This is a genomic window from Brachybacterium sp. p3-SID957, assembly GCF_025144775.1.
GTDB lineage: Bacteria > Actinomycetota > Actinomycetes > Actinomycetales > Dermabacteraceae > Brachybacterium > Brachybacterium epidermidis.
In genome coordinates this window covers 40,566-61,166 of record NZ_JALXKT010000012.1, presented here as the reverse complement: position 1 = coordinate 61,166, position 20,601 = coordinate 40,566, and the positions used below count along the sequence as shown (strand labels likewise).

20 protein-coding genes, 1 tRNA gene and 1 pseudogene are annotated in these 20,601 nt (G+C 71.5%); 7 read left to right on the top strand and 15 right to left on the bottom strand.

What is annotated here, in order from left to right:
- Nucleotides 1–63: 63 nt before the first annotated feature.
- Nucleotides 64–747 (bottom strand): hypothetical protein, encoded by a 684-nt coding sequence (locus M3B01_RS04475; RefSeq protein ID WP_259789731.1) that lies wholly within the window; start codon nucleotides 745–747, stop codon nucleotides 64–66.
- A gap of 346 nt (nucleotides 748–1,093) precedes the next feature.
- Here M3B01_RS04475 and M3B01_RS04470 point away from each other — a divergent pair, with 346 nt between their 5' ends.
- The gene (locus M3B01_RS04470) at nucleotides 1,094–2,305 is read left to right on the top strand and encodes a pyridoxal phosphate-dependent aminotransferase (RefSeq protein ID WP_259789736.1); all 1,212 of its coding nucleotides are present in this window, start codon (nucleotides 1,094–1,096) and stop codon (nucleotides 2,303–2,305) included.
- 31 nt (nucleotides 2,306–2,336) lie between these two features.
- Here M3B01_RS04470 and M3B01_RS04465 read toward each other — a convergent pair whose 3' ends face one another.
- Nucleotides 2,337–2,579 carry a hypothetical protein gene (locus M3B01_RS04465; protein WP_259789729.1) on the bottom strand — a complete coding sequence of 81 codons (243 nt, stop codon included), beginning with the start codon at nucleotides 2,577–2,579 and terminating at the stop codon, nucleotides 2,337–2,339.
- Between the two features lie 109 nt (nucleotides 2,580–2,688).
- On the opposite strand from M3B01_RS04465, the gene M3B01_RS04460 reads away from it, so the two are divergent.
- Both M3B01_RS04460 and M3B01_RS04455 read left to right on the top strand, forming a co-directional pair.
- Nucleotides 2,689–3,285 carry a TetR/AcrR family transcriptional regulator gene (locus M3B01_RS04460; protein ID WP_259789727.1) on the top strand — a complete coding sequence of 199 codons (597 nt, stop codon included), beginning with the start codon at nucleotides 2,689–2,691 and terminating at the stop codon, nucleotides 3,283–3,285.
- Nucleotides 3,282–3,704 carry an organic hydroperoxide resistance protein gene (locus tag M3B01_RS04455; RefSeq protein WP_010550080.1) on the top strand — a complete coding sequence of 141 codons (423 nt, stop codon included), beginning with the start codon at nucleotides 3,282–3,284 and terminating at the stop codon, nucleotides 3,702–3,704. Before M3B01_RS04460 ends, M3B01_RS04455 begins: the two co-directional genes overlap by 4 nt.
- 92 nt (nucleotides 3,705–3,796) lie before the next feature.
- On the opposite strand, the gene M3B01_RS04450 is transcribed toward M3B01_RS04455, so the two are convergent.
- From M3B01_RS04450 to M3B01_RS04420, 7 genes are all read right to left on the bottom strand, one after another.
- Nucleotides 3,797–4,774, bottom strand: a complete 978-nt coding sequence (locus M3B01_RS04450) for a zinc-binding dehydrogenase (RefSeq protein ID WP_259789724.1) — start codon at nucleotides 4,772–4,774, stop codon at nucleotides 3,797–3,799.
- Between the two features lie 200 nt (nucleotides 4,775–4,974).
- Nucleotides 4,975–6,441, bottom strand: coding sequence for an FAD-dependent oxidoreductase (locus tag M3B01_RS04445; protein ID WP_259789723.1), 1,467 nt, complete (start codon nucleotides 6,439–6,441; stop codon nucleotides 4,975–4,977).
- 243 nt (nucleotides 6,442–6,684) lie between these two features.
- Nucleotides 6,685–7,635, bottom strand: a complete 951-nt coding sequence (locus M3B01_RS04440; RefSeq protein WP_259789722.1) for a formate/nitrite transporter family protein — start codon at nucleotides 7,633–7,635, stop codon at nucleotides 6,685–6,687.
- A gap of 135 nt (nucleotides 7,636–7,770) precedes the next feature.
- The gene (locus M3B01_RS04435) at nucleotides 7,771–8,736 is read right to left on the bottom strand and encodes a transglutaminase family protein (RefSeq protein WP_259789720.1); all 966 of its coding nucleotides are present in this window, start codon (nucleotides 8,734–8,736) and stop codon (nucleotides 7,771–7,773) included.
- On the bottom strand, nucleotides 8,729–10,978 hold the full coding sequence (locus tag M3B01_RS04430; RefSeq protein ID WP_259789719.1) for a circularly permuted type 2 ATP-grasp protein: 2,250 nt from the start codon (nucleotides 10,976–10,978) through the stop codon (nucleotides 8,729–8,731). Before M3B01_RS04430 ends, M3B01_RS04435 begins: the two co-directional genes overlap by 8 nt.
- 67 nt (nucleotides 10,979–11,045) lie before the next feature.
- Nucleotides 11,046–11,723: an AIM24 family protein gene (locus tag M3B01_RS04425; protein WP_193866549.1), complete on the bottom strand. Its 678-nt coding sequence runs from the start codon at nucleotides 11,721–11,723 to the stop codon at nucleotides 11,046–11,048.
- A gap of 150 nt (nucleotides 11,724–11,873) precedes the next feature.
- Nucleotides 11,874–12,101 (bottom strand): heavy-metal-associated domain-containing protein, encoded by a 228-nt coding sequence (locus M3B01_RS04420; RefSeq protein WP_259789716.1) that lies wholly within the window; start codon nucleotides 12,099–12,101, stop codon nucleotides 11,874–11,876.
- Between the two features lie 281 nt (nucleotides 12,102–12,382).
- Between M3B01_RS04420 and M3B01_RS04415 the strand changes: the two genes are divergently transcribed.
- From M3B01_RS04415 to idi, 4 genes are all read left to right on the top strand, one after another.
- Complete coding sequence (locus M3B01_RS04415) at nucleotides 12,383–14,566, top strand: serine/threonine-protein kinase (protein ID WP_259789715.1); 2,184 nt, start codon at nucleotides 12,383–12,385, stop codon at nucleotides 14,564–14,566.
- A 118-nt stretch (nucleotides 14,567–14,684) separates the two neighbouring features.
- On the top strand, nucleotides 14,685–15,518 hold the full coding sequence (locus M3B01_RS04410; RefSeq protein WP_259789713.1) for a DsbA family protein: 834 nt from the start codon (nucleotides 14,685–14,687) through the stop codon (nucleotides 15,516–15,518).
- 50 nt (nucleotides 15,519–15,568) lie between these two features.
- A tRNA-Thr gene (locus M3B01_RS04405) sits at nucleotides 15,569–15,640 on the top strand.
- 171 nt (nucleotides 15,641–15,811) lie between these two features.
- Entirely contained in the window at nucleotides 15,812–16,414 is a 603-nt protein-coding gene (idi, locus tag M3B01_RS04400; protein ID WP_259789711.1) for an isopentenyl-diphosphate Delta-isomerase, read from the top strand.
- On the opposite strand, the gene M3B01_RS04395 is transcribed toward idi, so the two are convergent.
- From M3B01_RS04395 to M3B01_RS04375, 6 genes and pseudogenes are all read right to left on the bottom strand, one after another.
- Complete coding sequence (locus tag M3B01_RS04395) at nucleotides 16,415–17,299, bottom strand: prenyltransferase (protein ID WP_259789710.1); 885 nt, start codon at nucleotides 17,297–17,299, stop codon at nucleotides 16,415–16,417. It lies immediately after the preceding gene.
- Entirely contained in the window at nucleotides 17,296–17,682 is a 387-nt protein-coding gene (locus M3B01_RS04390; RefSeq protein WP_259789709.1) for a lycopene cyclase domain-containing protein, read from the bottom strand. Before M3B01_RS04390 ends, M3B01_RS04395 begins: the two co-directional genes overlap by 4 nt.
- Nucleotides 17,679–18,071, bottom strand: coding sequence for a lycopene cyclase domain-containing protein (locus M3B01_RS04385; RefSeq protein WP_311203196.1), 393 nt, complete (start codon nucleotides 18,069–18,071; stop codon nucleotides 17,679–17,681). Before M3B01_RS04385 ends, M3B01_RS04390 begins: the two co-directional genes overlap by 4 nt.
- Nucleotides 18,068–19,612, bottom strand: a complete 1,545-nt coding sequence (gene crtI, locus M3B01_RS04380; RefSeq protein WP_396123334.1) for a phytoene desaturase family protein — start codon at nucleotides 19,610–19,612, stop codon at nucleotides 18,068–18,070. Before crtI ends, M3B01_RS04385 begins: the two co-directional genes overlap by 4 nt.
- Nucleotides 19,604–19,714, bottom strand: a pseudogene (locus tag M3B01_RS14695) (hypothetical protein); the annotation flags it as partial. The pseudogene M3B01_RS14695 and the gene crtI, both read right to left, overlap by 9 nt.
- Complete coding sequence (locus M3B01_RS04375; protein ID WP_259789706.1) at nucleotides 19,669–20,589, bottom strand: squalene/phytoene synthase family protein; 921 nt, start codon at nucleotides 20,587–20,589, stop codon at nucleotides 19,669–19,671. The pseudogene M3B01_RS14695 and the gene M3B01_RS04375, both read right to left, overlap by 46 nt.
- Nucleotides 20,590–20,601: the final 12 nt, after the last annotated feature.

Below are 20,601 nucleotides of genomic sequence, written 5' to 3'. Positions count from 1 at the left end.
CCTGCCACCTGAGCGTGCGGAACGACGCCTCAGGCGCACCGATGCCTCAGGCGCGACGATGCTTCAGGCGCCAGGCGCCTCGCTGGCGCCGTTCTGCCACAGCGAGCGCACGGCCTGCTCGACGCCGTCGCGCGGCAGCTCCGAGACCGACAGCACGCCCTGGTCGTCCAGCGGCAGATGACCGACCTGCCAGTGGCCGTCCTCCTCGACATGGAACATCAGCGGGACCGTAGCCGACGGATCAGCGCCATCGGTGCGTCGCAGGGAGACGGTGCGTTCGCGGCCCTCGGCCAGGAACGCGGAGATTACCTCTCCCACAGAGGCCGGCACCTGCTCGGCGTCCGGCAGGGCCGAGACGATGAAGGAGTCCAGCTCGTCCTGCGTGAGCATCAGGATGGCCTCGTTGGCCTTGATCACGAAGGCCATGCGCATCGCATCGCCCTCGGCCAGCGCGATCCCCATCCAGCGATCGGCGGCGGTCAGCGCGGTGGCGATCACCTGGCCCTCCTCGCCCAGCAGCCACTGGCCGTCGTCCGAGCGCTCCACCTTTCCCCGTGCCCGCAGGCCGGAGGTGACCGCGGCGGTCACGAACTCGCGGGCCTCCTCCGGGGCGCTGCGCAGGCCGATCTGCTCCCGCGTGACCGCGCCCTGTGCGGTGGGGCGCAGGTTCAGCATGAAGTCGATCTCGTAGGCCGTGTAGATGGTGGGCTCGTCCTGAGCATCGACATCGCCGGTGGTCTCGGTCATGGCTTCCCCTCGTGGTCTGCTCTCGCGCCGGGTGCGCGCAGGGCGTGCGTCGTCACCGGAAGCATGTCAGATGGGAGGCGCCGGATGCATCCCCGGCCGGGATCCTGTGGAGGGCCGGCCGAGGCGCGATCCGCCCGTCCCGGTCCCGCCCCATGCATGCGGCTCCCCACCCCCATCCGCCCCTCCTTGTCGGCCAGATCGGGGGTGACGCGCCTGTCCTCGACCTCCAGTCTGCAGCTCCTGGCCGTCGATCCGGACGGTGCGGCAGGTGAGCCTGGGTGCGAGACCGGAGCCGTCGGCCCGGCAGCCGCTACTCTGTCCCCACCCCATGACCCAGGAGCGCCCGATGATCCTCACCCAGTCCTCCAAGTTGCGCGACGTCTGCTACGAGATCCGCGGGCCGGTCCCGGCGGAGGCCGCGCGCATGGAGGCTCAGGGCCACCAGATCCTCAAGCTCAACATCGGCAACCCCGCCCCCTTCGGATTCGAGGCGCCCGACGAGATCCTCGTGGACATGATCAAGAACCTGCCCACGGCCCAGGGGTACTCCGATTCGCGCGGCATTCCCGCGGCCCGGCGTGCCGTGGCGCAGTACTACCAGATGCGCGGCATGCCCGGCATCGAGCTGGACGACGTGTTCCTGGGCAACGGGGTCTCCGAGCTGATCCAGATGGTCTGCCAGGCGCTGGTGGACGACGGCGACGAGGTGCTAATCCCGCAGCCCGACTACCCGCTGTGGACCGCCGCCGTCTCCCTGGCCGGCGGGCGCGCTGTCCACTACCGCTGCGATGAGCAGGACAGCTGGTGGCCCGATGTCAGCGACATCGCCGACAGGATCACCGAGCGCACCAAGGCCATCGTGGTGATCAACCCCAACAACCCCACTGGCGCTGTCTACCCCGAGCGGGTGCTGCGCGAGATCGTGGAGGTGGCCCGCAAGCACGGCCTGCTGATCCTGGCCGACGAGATCTACGACAAGATCCTCTACGACGATGCGGTGCACACCCCGATCGCGTCCCTCGCTCCGGACCTGCTGACGATCACCTTCAACGGGCTGTCCAAGGCGTACCGGGTGGCCGGGTTCCGGGCCGGCTGGATGACCCTGTACGGCCCCCAGGACGATGCCACCAGCTTCATCGAGGGACTCGAGGTGCTCTCCAACATGCGGCTGTGCCCCAATGTCCCGGCCCAGCACGTGGTGGCCACGGCACTGGGCGGCTACCAGTCCATCAACGACCTGGTGCTGCCGGGCGGCAGGCTGCGCGAGCAGCGGGACGTGGCCTACGAGGGCCTCAGTGAGATCCCCGGGGTGAGCGTGGTCAAGGCCGAGGGTGCGCTGTACATGTTCCCGAAGCTGGACCTGGAGATGTACCGGATCGACAGCGACGAGGAGTTCGCCTACGACCTGCTGCGCTCGAAGAAGCTGCTGGTCAACCACGGCACCGGATTCAACTACCCCGAGCCCGACCACCTGCGTCTGGTGACCCTCCCGCAGGCCGACGTGCTCGCCGACGCCGTGGACCGCATCGCCGACCACCTCGCCTCGATCCGCCGCTGAGGGCGCCCGGGCGCTCTGTGGACGGGGAGGGTCAGAGCGGCAGGCCGATCGCCGTCGCGAGCACGGCCAGCATCGGGAGCGCGCCCTGCTTCATGGCGGCGGCGCGTTGCGCGGGGGAGCTCAGCAGCAGCGCGGTCGCGGCAACCTCCTGCGGACTCTGATCGCCGAACACCTTCTGCGCCTGCGCCCCGCCCCAGGCGATGGACTCCGGGCGGAAGATGACCACGTGGAGAGCGGCCGCGGCGAGGGCCAGGATCGAGCCGAGGGTGAGCATCGCGACCTCCGAGCTCGATTGGAATGATCGTTCCACTATAGTGGGTCGTGCCCGGCGCCGACAGTCCGGGCGAGGAACGACGACGAGCAGGCAGCGAGCAGGAGGGGTCATGGGACGACAGTCCGCCTTCGTGCGGGAGGACACCGTGCGCTCCGCCCGCGACGTGTTCTGGAGCGAAGGGTACGAGGGCGCCTCCATGGTGAGCCTCCAGCGGGCCACCGGACTGAACGCCAGCAGCATCTACCATGCCTTCGGCTCCAAGCGCGGTCTGTTCGACGCCGCGATCGAGGACTACCTCGAGCGTGTCGTCCGCCCCGGGCTCGCCCCGCTGTGCGCGCCCGAGGTCGCCCCCGATGCTCTCGAGCGCTACTTCCTCGCGGCCCGCGCGCTGTTCGCGGACCCGTCCGGCCGCACCCTCTCCGACGGATGCCTGCTGGTGAACACCGCCTGCTCCGGGCTCGCCCGGGACGACGGGATCGCCGAGGCCGTGCGCGCCTACCGCGCCGAGCTGATCGCCGCCTTCACCCGCGGCGTGCAGGCCCGACGCCCCGACCAGTCGCCGCAGGAGCGCGCGCAGCTCGTCGAGACCTGCGTCGCGCTGCTGATCAGCGCGCTGGTCATGACCCGGGTGGACCGGGATGCGGCCACCGCCGCGATCGACTCCGCCCTCACCGCACTCCAGAACCAGGAGCAAGGACACCCATGAAGCCCCTCTACACCACCGAAGCCCTGGCCACCGGCGGCGGCCGCGACGGCCACGTCGATGTCGCCGAGTCGGATCTCGCCTTCGACCTCGCCGTCCCGACCGCCATGGGCGGCACCGGCGCCGGCGCCAACCCCGAGCAGCTCTTCGCCGCCGGGTACTCCGCCTGCTTCCACTCCGCCCTGCAGGCCGTCGCCCGGCAGCAGAAGGTCGCGATCGACGGCTCGAGCGTCGGCGCCCGCGTCACCATCGGCTCCGAGGAGTCCGGCGGCTTCTCGCTCGCCGTCGAGCTCGAGGTGGTCATCCCGGAGCTCGACCACGACACCGCCCAGGCGCTGGCCGACGCCGCGCACCAGGTGTGCCCGTACTCGAACGCCACCCGGGGCAACATCCCGGTGGTCGTCACCGTCACCGACGACTGACCGCCCCGCGTCCTGCCTGCAGGCGTCGGGCAGGTGCGAGGAGCCCCGGCGGGATCGATCCCGCCGGGGTTCCTCGTGCTGCGGCATGCTGCTCACGGGCGCAGCAGCACCTTGCCCTGTCGGCCGTCGGTCAGCGTGGCCGCCACGGCGGCGGCGACCTCCTCCAGCGGGAAGGTGGCCGCGACCGGCAGGGTGACCTCGCCGGAGAGCAGGCCGGAGAAGATCTCGCCGATGAGCCGGCGACGCACCTCCGGCGCCATCTCCGCCGAGACCCGGGAGCCCCAGAAGCCCTCGACCTTCAGATCGCGGAAGATGATCGGGCCCGAGGGGAGCGCCATGGTCGAGTCGCCCATCGCCCCGAAGACCACCAGGCGACCGCCGTCCCCGAGCAGCGAGAGCACCTGGCCCGCCGCCTCGCCGCCCACGGAGTCCAGCCCCGCTGCGACGCGCGCCTCTCCGATCAGCGCACGCGCCTGCTCCTGCCAGTCCTCCCGATCGGTGGCGACGACGTCCCCGATGCCCTGCGCGGCGAGCTCCTCGACGCCGCTGCCGCGCCGCACCAGGCTGATGACGCGGATCCCGCGCAGCCGAGCGAACTGCGCGACGAGGCGGCCGACGGCCCCGGTCGCGGCGTTCTGCACGAGCACCTCGCCGGGAGCGAGGTCGAGGTGCTCGAGCAGGGAGACGGCGCTGAAGGGCATGGCCAGGAGCTGGGCGGCGGACTCGTCCGGCAGCTCGGCCGGCACCGGGACCAGCGAGGAGGCGGGGGCGGTGAACAGCTCCGCCCAGGCTCCGGTGATCCCGGTCGCCGCGACACGGTCGCCGACGGCGTAGCCCTCGACGCCCTCGCCGAGCGCCTCCACCACCGCGACGGCCTCGCTGCCGGCGCCGGAGGGCAGCGCGGGGCGGACGCCGTAGGAGCCGCGGATCGTCCACAGGTCGTGGTGGTGGATCGGGGCGAGGGTCATCCTCAGCAGCGCCTCGCCGGCGGCCGGAACAGGGGCATCGGCCTCGGCGGTGCGCAGGACGTCGGCGGGATCGCCGAAGCGGTCGTAGGTGATGGTGAGCATGGGATCGCCTCTCGATTGTGGAACAATCATTCCACGATAGCGGCGGGGTGCCTCCCTGCACCGTGCGCGGGTCGTGCTGTTCCGGGTCTCACAGCCGCGGCCGCCACGGCGCCGGGCAATGCAGAAGGGCCGGGGGCCGGGGCCGGGGCTCCGGTCCGGCCCCCGGCCCTGCGGCGGGGTGCCTGCTGCTCGTGCGCGGCTCAGGCGTGCGTGGGCTGCGGTGCGCCCTCGCGGGAGATGCGGACCATCTCCTCGCGGTCCACGACCTTGATGCGGGCGCGCGGCTCGCCGTCGGCATCCACCGCGGCCGCACCGAGGGCCTTCTCGTGCGCGTCCAGCGCGATCCAGCCCTCCCACGTGGTGTACTGCACCCCACGGGAGTCCAGCAGGCGCACGATCGCGTCGTTGTCGCGCTCCGGCGCGGTGGGCAGCTGCCCGGACTCGAGGTCCTCCAGCAGGGAGCCCACGGTCTCGATCGCATCGGACTTGGTCGCACCGATCAGGCCGACGGGGCCGCGCTTGATCCAGCCGTTGGCGTACAGGCCCGGCAGCACGGTGCCATCCGCCTCGGTGACACGGCCTGCGGCGTTGCTGATCACGCCGCGGGAGGAGTCGTAGGGGATCCCGGCAAGCTCGCTGCCGAAGTACCCCACTGCGCGGTACACGGCCTGCATCTCGTAGTCGACGAACTCGCCGGTGCCCTCCAGGCGCCCCTCCTCGTCGAGCCGGGTGCGCTCGAAGCGCATGCCGGTGACGTTCCCGTCCTCGCCGAGCACCTCGACGGGCCGATGCCAGAAGTGCATGTGCAGGCGCCGGGTGACGGGCCCGCCGTGGTGGTCGGTGGGCTCCTCGCCCGCGGCCTCGCGGCGCTGCTGCTCCTCGAGCCAGTTCACGAAGCTCTGCACCACCTGGTCGGTGCGCTTGTCGGCCTTGATGGCCTCCCACTCGGCCTCGCTGATCTGCTCGAGGTCGCGGGGGTCCATGACCACCTGCACACCCTTGGGGTGGGCCAGCTCGCGGGTCTCCAGCGGCGAGAACTTGGCCTGGGCGGGTCCGCGGCGGCCGAACACGTGCACATCGGTGGTGCGGGCGGCGGCCAGCCCCTCGTGCACGTTGGCGGGGATCTCGGTGCGCAGCAGCTCGTCGGCGCTCTTGGACAGCACGCGGGCCACGTCGAGGGCCACGTTGCCGTTGCCGATCACCGCGACCTGCTCGGCCTCCAGCGGCCAGGTGCGCGGATAGTCCGGGTTCCCGTCGTACCAGGCCACGAAGTCGGCGGCACCGTAGGAGCCGTCCAGTTCGATGCCGGGGATGTCCAGATCGGCGTCCTTCAGGGCGCCGGTGGCGAACACGACCGCGTCGTAGTGCTCGCGCAGGTCCTCGATGGTCAGATCGGTGCCGAACTCCACGTCCCCCAGGAAGCGGATGTCGCCGCGGCCCAGGATGCGGTGCAGCGCGGTGATGATCCCCTTGATGCGCGGGTGGTCCGGGGCCACGCCGTAGCGGATCAGCCCGAACGGGGCGGGGAGCCTGTCGAAGATGTCGGCCTGGACCTCCAGGCGCCCGGACTTCACGGGCTCGGAGCGCAGCAGGGTCTCTGCGGCGTACACGCCGGCGGGGCCGGATCCGATGACGGCCAGGCGGAGGGACTGCGGGGAGGAGGACATCTCACCTCGGTCTCGTGGCGCACGGATGCGCCGGACGGGAGCGCGCCGCAGCGCGCAGATTTCCGCACCACTTTATACGCGGAATTCGTGGGGGAGAGGGTGGTGTGAGGGGGCTGACGCACCCCCGACAGCACCGCGCACCCCCCGATGCTCCGAGGGGTGCGCGATGGTGGTCGAGCGGCGGGGGCGGGCGGGAGCCCGGCCCACCAGGGCAGGCTGCCCTTAGGGACAGCTGTCTCCGGGTCAGCTGTCCTTGCGGGCCTCTTCCTTCGCGGCGGAGGTCTCCGGCTTGTTGTAGGCCAGCCAGAAGTAGACGCCCACGAACACGGCACCACCGACGATGTTGCCGAGGATCACCGGGATCAGGTTGTCCCACACCACGGACAGCGGCGTCAGCGCGGCGAAGTCATCGACGGTCACTCCGGCCTCCTGGACGGCGGCACCGTTCCAGAACTCGTCCCCGGCACCGTACTTGACCATCAGGCCCATCGGCAGCATGAACATGTTGGCCACCGAGTGCTCGAGGCCGGTGGCCACGAACAGCGAGATCGGGCCGATCACAGCGAGGATCTTGTCGGTGACCGTCTTGCCGGCGGTCGCGATCCACACCGCGAGGCACACGGCGAAGTTGGCCAGCAGGCCCAGGAAGAAGGCGCGCGGCCAGTCGTAGGAGACCTTGGCCAGCGAGGTGTTCAGCGTGATCAGGCCCCATGCCCCGCCATTGGAGGCGTGCACGCCGGCCAGCAGGATCAGCAGCGCCATCAGCGCGGAGCCGATGAAGTTGCCGGTGATGGAGATACCCCAGTGAGCGAGCATCTTGCCGGCGGTGATCCGCTTGGACAGCCACGGCATGACGGTCATGGTGGTGCCGGTGAACAGGTCCGATCCGCTCATCACGACCAGTCCCAGGCCCACGGAGAACACGACACCGCCGAGGACCTTGGCGATGCCGGTGGGCCATTCGGTCATCCCCTGCTGGGAGGTGACCATGTAGATGAAGCCCCAGGCGATGAACGCGCCGCCGGTCAGGGACAGCAGGAACATGCGGCCGTAGGGCGTGGTCGCCTTGGCGTACATGCCGTCCTCGAGCGCCTTGGCGAGAGCCTTCGGTGCAGGGATCGCCGTGCTGGGCGGGGGAGCGGGAGCGGGAGCCGGCGCACCGGAGGCGCCGGGCCCGGGGGCGGGTGAACTCATGGGGGATTCCTTCTCTCGTACTCAGGAGGAATCCAGGTTACGCCCTGTTACCTGCGGAAGGAGACCGTTCAGCCCGAGACGGCGAGCGTGTCCTCGGGTGCGCTGTGCGGGCCCTGCGTGAGCGAGGGAACCCTGTCAGCCCTGTGTGCTCACCGGTACCACACCCACCGCGACCGACAGCGTGCTGGTGGCTCCGGGCGGACCCACCACGATCCCCTTGAGCGGGGGCACATCGGTGTAGTCGCGTCCCCAGGCGGTGGTCACGAAGCGCTGATCGACGAAGGTGCGGTTGGTGGGATCGATGTCCACCCAGCCCGTCCCGGGCACCAGCACGCTCAGCCAGGCGTGGGAGGCGGCCGAGCCCACCATCTCGCCGTCCGGCTGGGTGCCGAGCGCCCCGTCGGTACTGCGCGCGGTGCGCAGGTAGCCCGAGACGTACCGGGCGGCCAGCCCGGCGGACCGTGCCACCGCCACGCCCACGTGGGCGAAGTCCTGGCACACGCCGTGCCGGGCGCTGAGCACCTCCTCCAGGGTCGAGGTCACCGTGGTGGCCCCGGAGTCATAGGTGAAGTCGGTGTGGATCAGCGCGGTGAGGTGGGCCAGGCACTCGCCGGTGGGGCGCTCGGGGACGAACACCTCGGAGGCGATCTCCTCGACCGCCCCACCGGTGCGGATCCGGGGCGACGGCTGGGTGAAGTCGATGCTGGCCGCCGGCATCAGCGGGCCCCAGTTCTCCGGGCGGCAGCTCTCGAACGGGCGGGACATGGTCTCGCTGGGGTAGCGCCGCTCGGCCACGGAGACCCGTGCCCGGGAGTGCACCTCCAGGTGATCGTGGTGCTCATCCACCAGCAGGTAGGTCGAGGAGTTGCCGTAGAAGTCGGTGTGCGTGCTGAGCCGGGCGGGAGCAGGGTCCACGGAGACCTCGTGGGAGAGCACTCGCTGGTAGGGGGTGGCCCGGGGTTCCACGTGCGCTCGGCCGTAGTTGCGGCTGACGGGCTTGGCGTAGGTGTACGAGGTCAGGTGGTGCACGGAGTAGTCGACGGCCTCCACCGCGCTGTGGTCGTCCAGGCGCAGCGGGACCGGGGGCAGCTGCTCAGACATCGTCGAACCCCCAGGGGGCGGTGGACTCGGTGGGCCGGAAGTAGACGTCCTCGAGCGCACCGGCCAGTTCGCGCAGCGAGGAGATCGCGGAGCTGGCTTCGTCCAGCAGCACGGTGGGAGCGTCGTCGGCGGGATCGCCGACCGGACGCAGCAGGTCGCGGGGCGTCCAGCCGCCGACGCGGGTGCGCAGTGCGCTCAGAGGCGCCCGCAGCTCGGGCGAGGGCGTGGGCTCGGGCAGGCGGTCCAGGCCGGCACCCAGGCGCTCCAGCTGGAAGGCGAGCGAGCGCGGCAGGGTGGCGTCGGCCAGCAGCAGCTCGAGCAGCAGCTCCGGCTGGACCGCGGCATGGTAGTAGCGCCGGTAGGAGGCTCCGGACTCGGTGATCACCGCGACCGCCTGGGTGATGCGCGCCTCGGACGCTCCCGGCCTGCGGTGGCCCAGGCTGGCGCGCAGCAGTGCCAGCAGCCCCAGGGTGCGCTCGATGCGGCGGCCGGTCTCGGTGAGGTCCCACCCGATGTTGCGCGGCATCGAGTCGGTGACGGCCCCGGAGAGGGTGAGGCAGCCGTCGATGATGTCGGTGAGGGCAGGCTCCAGCGGCTGGGACTCCATGCGGGACAGGGAGCGGATCCGCGCCCGCATGCGCGCGATCACCGGCCAGATGTCATCGGAGACCAGGTCCCGCAGGGTGCGGGTGGTGTGGGCGAGAGCCGAGAACGACTGCGCGAGGGAGCCGGGCCGGTCCACCGCGGTCAGCAGGGAGGCGATCTCGGTGTGCACCTCCTCGGCGTCCTGCAGGTCGATCCGGTGGAAGCCGGGGAAGGTGGTGGTGACGTCCGTGACGGCTCTCAGCAGCACCGACAGCGCGGTGCGCGCACTGCTTCCGCGCTCGGAGCCGAGATCGTTGGTGGTGTCCAGCACGGTGCGCAGCAGGCGCGCGGTCAGGTCCACCCGCTCCAGGTAGCGGCCGAACCAGAACAGGTCCGAGCCGATCGAGCGGGTCATCGCGGGGTACGCAGGCAGCACCGAGCGGCTGACGGTGGTGGGGGATGCCGGTGCGGCTGCGCCGGCGCTGTCGGACTCCGGCACCAGCACCCATACGTCCTTCACCGCGGGCGGGGCATCGTCCACGGTGGTGGCCACGCCGCCGGGCAGCACCTCGTACCCGTCGTGCCCGGCCAGGACCATCAGCTGCAGGGTGACGGGTCGTTCGACGGGCTCCACCGCGCCGCTCGGGTCCAAGGACAGCACGGGGGACCAGGCGGTGCCGTTCTCCTCGGAGGCGGAGCGGAGCACCAGGTCCTCATGGAGCATCTGTCGGCACAGGTCGGGCAGGGCGCTGCGCAGTGCGGGGTTCTCCAGCAGCCCGGCCCCCAGCGGATTGAGCACCTCGACGTCGCCGTTGCGTGCAGCCTCCACCAGTCCCGTCACACCGCGCAGGGCAGTGGGGCCCAGGTCCAAGGGGTCCACCTGCCCGGAGGGGGCCAGACGGATCAGGGTGTCCACGGCCTCGGCCGGATCGGCCTGCACGCCGGGTACGCGCAGGGTGAGCGACCCGGCACCGGTGCGCAGGTCGGTGGCGGAGACCACGGGGGCGCCCAGGAGGTTCGCGAACCAGTGGTGGTCGAAGGCCCGCAAGGGATCCTCCTCCTCCCCCATCAGCACCACGGCCCGGCCCGCGCCGCCGTCAGTGCGCCCGCGATGGTCCAGTGCAGCGCGGATCCGATCGAAGAAGGGGTGCAGGCGGCGCAGCTCGGTGGAGCGGTACAGGCCTGGGGCGCAGCGGGACAGCACCCGGCGCATCTCCAGGGCGGCGCCGGCCCCGTGCGGGACGTCGATCTCGTCGCGGATCACCTTCCACTCGCCGTCGGCCGCGCGGCCCACGGTGCAGGTGAGGGCGAACAGGCTGTGGGATCCGCGGGCGGGGATGCCCACGGCGGTGCGCAGGTAGGCCGGGTCGTCGAGCAGCTGCGCGGTGGGTGCCACATCGGAGCCGAACACGGTGCGGGGGCCGTAGAGGTCCGCGTACAGCGCGTCCATCAGGCGTGCACGCTGCACCAGACCGCCCGCCAGGTGCTCCCAGTCGGAAGCGGTGACCACCATCGGCAGGGGGTCGATCATCCCGGGGGCCGCACCGGAGACGTCGGCCGCGAACATGGCGCCGGCATCGGAGGATGCCTTGCGCAGAGCGGTGGGACCCAGGGCATCGAGTTCGACCTCGAGCGAGCGGGGGGTGGAGGAGCTCACCGGTTCATCGTAGGCGGCAGTGATGGCGACCGGCGGCTCGTGGTGGACCCGCCGGTCGGCTCGGGGCTCAGGAAGCAGCGACGACCGGGATGCCCTCGGAGGGCTGGACCACCACGAAGCCGGGGCCGTGGAAGGCCAGCTGGAACGACTCGCCCGAGCCGCGCCCGATCAGGGAGCCCATCTTGAAGTCGTTCTTGATCTGGGGCTGCAGGTTCGCCGACCAGCACACGGCTGCCTGCGGGTCCACGTACGTGGGCTGGCGCGAGCAGTCCAGCAGCATCGGTGGGCCGTCGGAGGTCACCGCCACCATGCCCTGCCCCTGCAGGAACAGGTTGAACAGACCACCGGCCATCATGCCGCCGCCGCCGAGGGCACGGATGTCCCACTGGATAGTGCTGTCGAAGGCCAGGAGGTTCTTGGTGTTCAGGGTGAGGGCATCGCCCTCGAGCTGGATCAGGAAGATCTCGTGGGCCTGGCGGGCGTAGAACACCTCGCCGTGGCCGCGGGTGCGCATCATGTTGGCGCCCTCCCCGCTGACCATCTTCTTCAGCAGCTTCATGCCGCCGCCGGAGCCCTGGTACGAGAAGTCCATCTGCCCCTGGTAGGCGACCATGGCTCCGGCCGCGGAGATGATCTCGGGTGCCTGCGGGTGCAGGGCGCACCGCAGCATCTTCGAGGACTGCAGCGTCCAGCGGTCGTTGGTCTGCTTCTCCTGGTTCGAGGCGTCGAACAGGTTCGAGCGCATGGTTCCCCCTTCGTGCCGGCCGGGCCGTGCCCGGGTGCGTGTCGACGCCGCGCGGCGCCGCGGCGCCGAGGCTGTGCGGCACCGCGCGCGCATCGTCTCACGTGCGGGAGGCGGGGTCGAGGGGCGGCCGTGGCCGAACCCGGGCCCGCCTCAGGCGGGGGCGTCGGTGAGCTGGTAGTCGCCGGCCTCGTCGACCGCGGCCGCGAGGGCGTCCTTGGACACCTCGCGGTCAGCCGTCAGCGTGAGGGTGGAGGTGCCCCCGGTGACCAGGTCGACCTTCACGTCGGAGACGCCCTCGATCGCGGAGACCTCCTCCGTCACCGCGTTCACGCAGTGGCCGCAGGTCAGGCCGGTCAGTCCGTAGGTGGAGGTGCTCATGTCGTGCTCCTTCGTCTCGTATCGGTGGGGTGGGGGCGCAGGTTCCTCGGTGAGGCCGGGGCGCGCCCTTTGGCTGGGCCGGGACGCGCCCCTTGGGCGGACCAGAGCGCACCGCTAGGCCGGGGCGGGAATTAACCCCTCGATGCGATCCTATACCCCTCAGGGGTATCGCTCGGGTGTGGCTGGCCCCCTGTGCAGGAGCCGTGCAGGTGAGGTGAGGGAACGCCGGAACGAGCGCAACGGGACCCCGGCCGCAGCACCCGCCTCGTAGCATGGCCACCATGGTCGATCCCCGCCCTCGTCGCCCGGCGCGCCGCGATCCGCGGCTCGTCGCGCTCGCTGAGGACTCCGGCTACGAGATCCAGGGACGCATCGGCGCCGGGGGCATGGGGATCGTCTACCGGGGCCGGGACGCCGACGGCAACGACGTCGCGGTCAAGCTCCTGCGCCACGAGATCTCCGATGATCCGCGTGCCCGGGAGCGGCTGGCCCGAGAGGTGGCAGCCCAGCAGCGGGTGCGCAACGACAACATCGTGCGGATCCTCGATGCCGAGCTCGACTCCGGCGAGGCCTTCGTGGTCACCGAGTTCATCCCGGGGCCCACCCTCGAGGACGCCGTGCGCAGCCGGGGCGGGCTGCACCCCGAGGCCGTGCGCGAACTGGGCCTGGTGATGGGGGAGACCCTGCGGGACATCCATGCCGCCGGTGTGGTGCACCGTGACCTCAAGCCGAGCAATGTGCTGCTGCGCGGCGCCACCGACGAGGACCTGGACGGCTTCGACCCCGACGGGGACCGGCTGGACCCGGTGATCATCGACTTCGGCATCGCCATCGCCGCCGAGGAGTCGCGCTTGACCTCCACCGGCCTCGTGATGGGCACCGCCGCCTACCTCGATCCCGAGGTGGTGCGCACCAACCACACCGGGGAGGCAGGTGACTGGTGGGCGTGGGCCGCCCTGCTGGCCTTCGCGGCCACAGGTCGCGAACCGTACGGGGGTGGCCGCGCGGACCTGGTGTTCCTGCGCGCCGAGCGCGGCGAGATCGACGTCGAGGGCGCACCCGCGGAACTGGCACGGTGGCTGCGCAGTGCATTGCAGGCGGATCCGGAGCAGCGGCCCCGCCCCGAGGAGCTGCTCGAGCAGCTCGCCGATCTCGACCTCACCCATTACGACGACCCCGGTCCAACGGAGGTCTTCGAGGCCGGCGGTCGCACAGCAGCGCTGCCTGTCGCTGGAGCCGGCGCGGTGCCGCCTGGCACCGAGGCAGGCGGCAGCGCCGGGCGCGGGGCCGACGCGCCGGGGGGTGCGACCGCTGCCGTCGTGGGTGGCGCGCCGGTGGGTGAGACCGCTGCCTACGTGGGGGGCGCGCCCGCCCTCGAGGGCGGGGCGCCCACAGTCGCGCATGAGGCCGATCGCCACGCACCCCCGGAGGGAGTGACCGAGGCGCTCCCTGCGGCTGAGGGACCGCCATCGCTCCACCGCACGCAGGTGATCCCCGCCGGGACGGACGACACCCAGGTCCTCGAACCGATCGACTCGCCCACCGCCGCGCTGCCGGTGGTGGACCATCCCTCTGCTTCGGGGCCTCGAACGGAGCCGATCCCGGACCGCGGGCCGGCCACCGAGGTGCTGCCGGTGATGGGCGCCCCGACCCGGCAGATGCCCGTGGTGCCGCAGCATGCGCAGCCTCCAGGGAACGGCGGGGGGTACCCGGTGCAGCGCAGCCCCCAGGTCGTGCCTGCACCGCAGATGCGCAGTCATGCCCCGGTAGTGCAAGCCCCTGCCCAGGTGCCCCCGGCGCCCGGGTGGGCCGCGCCTGGTGCCATGCCCGGGCAGATGACCCCGTACGGTCCCTGGTCGGTCCCCGTCCCGCCGCCGCGCCGGCCCCTGCTGGTGTGGACGGGGCACCTGCTGCTGATCGGCCTGGCCGCCGTGGCCCCATACATCTCGCTGGTGCTGCTGCTGGTGCTGGGAACCCTGGCCCGCACTTGGGAGCGGTCCCATCAGGCCCTCGCGCAGCGACGCCTCCGCGGCGCCGCGGGATCGGGCGCGCAGTGGGCCGTGGGGGCTGCTGTCCCCCTGCGGATGCTGCTGTCCCTGGTCGAGATCGCGCTCCAGGCGCTGCTCCCGCTGCTGCTGGGCCTGCTGGTGGGCATCGCCGTGGACGCAGCCTGGACCGTGCTGCGCGCCGCCCCACCGCCCGACGGCATTGCCTTCGCGACCGCGATGGCAGTGACCCTGCTCATCACCTGGGTGGGGATCGGCAGTCGCACCACCCGGGCGGGTGCGCATCGCATGGTGGACGCCGCCGCCCCGGACCGGGTGTGGTCGGCAGTGCTGGCCGTGCTCCTGCTGCTGCTGGTGGTCGCGGTGGTCACGACGATCCTTGCGCGCGGCGGGGCGGTGGACTACTTCCCCTTCGGCGCGGGCCCCAGACTCGAGGACATCGCCGTCTGGCGCCGCTGAGCTACCTTCCGGGCATACCCGGAGCGTGGTCCCGGCCCCTCGGACGTTGACCTGCGGGGGTTACACTCGCCCCCGTCCCGTCCATCCGCAGCGCCCCACCCGGGGGTGAGGAGAGAAAATGGCCTCGTCGTCGAAGTCAGCGCAGAGCCGCCGTGAGGCGCAGCGGGAAGCCATCCGCAAGCAGCGCCAGGCCGAGCTGCGCCGGCAGCGCACCGTGCGCTCCGTGGTCATCGCCGTGATCACCATCGCCGCTCTCGTGCTCCTGGCCGGGGCCGGATACCTCATCTACCGCTCGCTGCAGCCCGAGGGCCCGGTAGCGACGCCGCAGGGAATCCCCGAGGGCCAGGGGTACCTGACCCTGGGCGCCCCCAGCGATTCCGGCAAGCCGGTGCTGGAGGTCCACCTGGACTTCATGTGCCCCCACTGCGGCACCTTCGAGGAGGTCAACGGCGCGGACCTGCAGACCATCGTCGAGCAGGAGGAGGCGACCGTGCACCTGGTGCCCCGTCGCATCATGGACCGCTCCTCCAGCTCCGGTGACTTCTCCACCCGCTCGGCCAACGCACTGGCGTGCGTGTACGAGGACGACCCCGACAACGCCCTCGCCTTCCAGCAGGCCATGTTCGACAATCAGCCCACGCAGGGCACCGCGGGCCTGAGCAACGAGGAGATGTGGGAGTTCGCGCAGCAGGCCGGTGCCTCCGACAGCGTTCAGAGCTGCATCGACGGCCGCACCTACCAGGGCTGGGTGCGCCAGACGGCGAACGGCTACGCCCAGGAGAAGACCTCCGTCACTCCCTACGTGGAGATCGACGGCACCGAGTTCCAGGACTGGTCCACCCCCGGTGCCCTGCTCGAGGCCGTGCGGGCCGCGGGCGGCGGCGCGCCCGCCCCGTCCGACGGCGGTGGCGCCTCCGACAGTGGCGGTGCCTCCGATGGCGGCCAGGGCTGACCTGGCCCGGTAGCATGTCGGGGCCGGTCGTGATCGACCGGCCCCATCCCGCTGGAGTGGCGCAACGGTAGCGCACCTGTCTTGTAAACAGGCGGTTGCGAGTTCGAATCTCGTCTCCAGCTCTGAGAACGGCTCTGGCCTACGGCAGGGCCATCACCGTGGCCGCAGCACGAGCACTGCAGGACCCAGGGGCCGCGTGAGGTGCTGCCGGCGGGTGCGTGCGAGCACCGGCGTTCCCAGCACGGTGGCCTACAGTTCGGCTGACCCAGTCAGCGAAGTCAGGAGCCGCTGTGATGCCCGAGAGCACCGACGACCAGACTGCCGATGCCGGCGGGGCGGAGCGAGTGGTGTTGCTGGACGAGGACGGCACCGCGGTGGGTACGGAGCTGAAATCCGAGGTGCACACCGACCGGACCCCGCTTCACCTGGCCTTCTCCGTGCACCTGATGGCGGATGACGGCCGGGTGTTGCTGACGCGCCGCGCCCTGTCGAAGAAGACCTGGCCGGGGGTGTGGACGAACTCGCTGTGCGGGCACCCGGCACCCGGGGAGTCCACCGCCGATGCGATCCGCCGGCGTGCCGCCCAGGAGCTGTGCATCGATCCGACGTGGCTGGGGGAGCCCGAGCCGCTCCTGCCGGAGTTCCGCTACCGCGCGGTCGATGCCAGCGGGGTGGTGGAGAATGAGATCTGCCCCGTGTTCGTGGTGCGACTTCAGGTGGAGCCGGAGCAGTTGCCGGCGCCCAACCCCGAGGAGGTCGCCGAGCAACGCTGGCTGCCTGGGGAGGACCTGGTCGCTGCGGTGCAGGCTGCGCCCTTCGTGGTCAGCCCGTGGCTCGCCCTGCACATCGCCGACGATCGCGCGCGGGAGGCGCTCAGGGCAGGTGCGGCCGGCTGATCAGCCCCACCGCACCTGGGCTATGATCAGCATGGTCACCAGGAAACCGGTGAGGTAGTTCAGCCACAGGAAGCGCCGCCAGCCGGCGTTGGCCCTCTCCGCGCGCTCATCGGGCAGGGCGCGGAACGGCCAGATGTTGGCGATGTACGGCAGCATCAGCACCGCTCCCAGGGAGAACAGCTCCCACGGAAGCACCAGCAGCACCGCGGCCAGGGCGTAGAGCCCCATGGACACCAGCACCGTCGCCCGCGCACCCAGCACCGTGGCGATCGACCCCAGGCCGGCGGCCCGGTCGGCGGTCACGTCCTGCACCGCCCCGAAGGCCTGGCTGGCCATCGACCAGGAGAAGAACGCCGCCAGCACCAGCACTGCCGAGGCACTCAGGCGGCCGTCCGGCAGCAGGGCACCCACCACGGCCGGGCCCACGAAATGGGTGGCCGAGGTGGCCGAGTCCAGGAACGGCACCTCCTTGAAGCGCAGGCCCTTGGCGCTGTACGCCACGACCGCGACCATGGTGACCGTGAGCGCCACCGCGGAGGCGATCGTCCCGACCGCGTACAGGTAGACGAGGAAAGGCACGCAGGCGACGATGCAGGCCACCAGGATCATCCGATGGTGGCTGCGGTCCACCACCGCGCCCTCCACGCCGCCCTTGCGGGGGTTCAGCAGATCGGACTCGTAGTCGAACACATCGTTGATCCCGTACATCGCCAGGTTGTAGGGGATCAGGAAGAACAGCGTGCCGATCACCAGCGGCAGGTCGATGCGTCCGGTGGTCAGCAGCATGGCCGCTGCGAACGGGTAGGCGGTGTTCACCCAGGACAGGGGGCGTGAGGTGTGCAGCAGGGACGAGAGCAGGCTGCTGCTGCGGGCCGGAGCGTTCATCGCAGGCCTCCTTCTGCTGGGTCACGATCTTCTCGCTCATGCCCGGCCGGTTCTGCTCGGAAAGGGTCGGTTCGATCACGGTCCCGGCGCAGGAACGCCCACAGCGCGGGCAGCAGCAGGGCCACCACCAGCACGTAGGAGAAGTCCTCGATGGGTGCCAGGCCGATGCGCCAGCCGATCAGGTGCTCCTGGGCGTAGGTGAACAGCCCCACCGCGATCATGATCGTGTCGAACACCGCGGTGAGCACCGCCACCACGGTGAAGGCGATCAGTGAGGTCAGCAGGACACGTCGTCTGCGCCGCCGCTGCACGTGCGAGAGGGCCAGGGCCGACGCGACGGCCGCCACCGCCATCACCACCAGGTTCACGTACAGGTAGGTCATGCCGCTCCGGTCCGTCCTGCGCTGCCGGCGCCGGGGGCAGCCGCTCCGTCCCTGCCGCCCGCACGGGCGCAGAGCAGACGATCGGCACCCGTGGCCACCACCATCGTCAGGTGGCACAGGAACCACAGGAAGAACGGCTCCTCGATCGTCAGGTGCGGCACGATCTCGTAGCCGCTGAGGTACGGGCCCTCGCCGCGCGCGAACACCCCGAGCGCGATGCACATCAGGTCCCACACCAGCAGCAGCCCCACCCCGGTCGCCTGCACTCTCAGCGCTCGCCGCCGGTCACGGAACAGGTACAGCCGGAAGCGGTGGTCCAGCAGCAGCATGCAGCCGCTGGAGGCGATGATCGCCGCGAGGTAGGCCCAGGAGGTCACGAACTCCATCATGGCGCGCTCCGCGGCAGGGCCGACGGCGGCAGCGGGCCGTCGCTGCGGTCGCCCCGCAGGCGCTTGAGCACGTTCTCCGCGCTGATCAGGCACATCGGCAGACCGACCCCGGGGACCGTGGTGCCGCCGGCGTACAGCAGGTTCGGCAGGTGGCGGGAGCGGTTGGCGCCGCGCAGGAAGGCGGACTGCCGCAGCGTGTGCGCAGGGCCCAGTGCGTTGCCGCGCCAGGAGTGCAGGTCAGCCGCGAAGTCGCCGGGCCCCACGCTGTGCCGCACCACGATCCGATCGGCCAGGTCCGGCACCCCGGCCCAGTCGCTGATCTGCGCGATCGCCTGGTCCACGGCCCTCTCCACGTCGGCATCGCCTTTGCCGTCGGCCCCGCCGCGGCCCAGACCGCGGCCGGTGGGAGCATCGGGGGAGACGGGGATCAGCACGAACAGGTTCTCGCTGCCGGCCGGGGCGCTGGTGGGGTCGGTCGCGGAGCTGCGGCACACGTAGATGCTGGCCGGATCCGGGACCGTGGGCTGCGCGGCCCCGATCTGGGCGAAGTTGCGATCCCAGTCCTTCGTGAACAGCAGCGTGTGGTGGGTCAGCTGGGGGAGCTCGCCCTCCACACCCAGCAGCGCCAGCACGGCACCGGGTCCGCTGGTGCGGCCATCCCAGTACCGCTGCGGATAGGTGGCCAGCTCCTGCGGGAGCAGACGGGTCTCGGTGTGGTGCAGATCCGCGGCGGAGACCACCACGTCCGCATCGATCTGCTCGATGCCGGCGGCGGTGCGCACCGTGACTCCGGTGGCGCGGGCGCGACTGAGGCCCGGCAGCCCGCGCGGTGCGGTGGTGCGGATGGCGGTGACCTCCGCGCCGGTGCGGATCTGGGCCCCTTCGGCACGGGCGAGGTCGGCGATCACCTCGATGATGCGGTGGAACCCCCCTTGGGGGTACTTCACACCGTCCTCCAGGTCCATCGCGCTCATCAGGTGGTACAGGCTGGGCGCGGTGCGCGGCGTGGCCGCCAGGAACACCGCCGGGTAGCCCAGGATCTGCCGCAGCCGGGTGTCCTGGACCGTACGGCTCACCAGGGAGTGCAGGGACTCCAGCAGCAGCCGGCCCAGCTTCGGCAGATGCGGCAGGGAGCGCAGGGCGGTGCCCAGCGGCACCCCCGAGAAGGTGGTGTACAGGAAGGACCGGGTGGCCAGCTCATAGGTGTGCCGCGCGGAGTCCAGGTACCGCTCTAGGCGCCTGCCCGCCCCGGGCTCGACCTGCTCGAACAGTGCCACCGCCGCGGCCCGGTCCGAGCGCACGTCCAGCGGATCGGCGTGCCCCTCGCCGTACACCCGGTACGCCGGATCGAGGTCCACCAGCTCCAGGTGGTCCTCGATGCGCTCACCCAGCAGCTCGAAGAAGTGCTCGAAGCACTCCGGCATCAGGTACCAGGACGGCCCGGTGTCGAACACGAAGCCCTCTCGCGTAAGGCGGCCGGCCCGACCGCCCAGCTGATCCCGGGCCTCGAGCACCGTCACCCGGTGGCCGTCCCGCGCCAGCAGGGCCGCGGTGGCGAGCCCCGCGATCCCCGCACCGATCACGATCACCCGTGCCATCAGCGATTCCTCCCGTCGGGCCTGCGCGCTCGCAGGCCACGGCCCCGCTCCTGCAGAGCGGCCCGCGCGATGATCGCGGCCTTCTGGGCGTCGGGGATGCGCACCCGCCCCGTCCGCAGCTCCTCGGCGTCGGTCGCGGCCAGGCGGTCGGTGAGAGCGGCGAACAGGTCGTGGACCGCGCGCACCGCGGTGCGACTGGAATCCGGCAGCAGCACGATCGCCTCCCGGGCTGCGGCGAGGTCCGCCTGGATGTCGATCAGCAGCTCATCCTTCTGCTGGTCGGTGAGGGTGGCCGGGTCCACTCCGGGGAAGTAGCTGCGTCCGCGACCCACCGCGTCTGCCCGCAGATCCCGCAGGAAGTTCACCTTCTGGAAGGCCGCGCCGAGGCGTCGGGCGCCCTCGAGCAGCGCCGAGGAAGGGGCGACGGGCACGGGGGAGCGGTCGGTGGTGAACACGTGCAGGCACATGAGCCCCACCACCTCCGCGCTGCCGTACACGTACTGCGCGAAGGAGGAGGGATCGTGCTCGCTGACGGTGAGGTCCGCGCGCATGGAGGCGAAGAACGGGCGGGTCAGTTCAGAGCCGATGCCGCAGGCGCGGGCGGTGCGAGCGAAGGCGTGCACCACCAGATCGCTGCTGAACCCGCTGGCCAGTGCCTGTTCGGTGCGCGTCTCGTAGTCATCCAGCGCTGCGGCGATGGCATCCGGTTCCAGACCGCACCCCTCGGCGGCGCCGTCGACGATCTCATCGGCCACCCGCACCAGTGCGTAGACGGACCGCACCCGGCCCCGCACCGGGGTGCCCAGCAGCCGGGTGGAGGAGCCGAAGCTGGTGGAGTACGCATCGATCACCCGGTCCGCCGCACGCACGGCCGCAGCGGTGTATGCGCGGGCGTCGAGGGCCGCCTGGGGATGGGGCACGGGAGGCTGCTG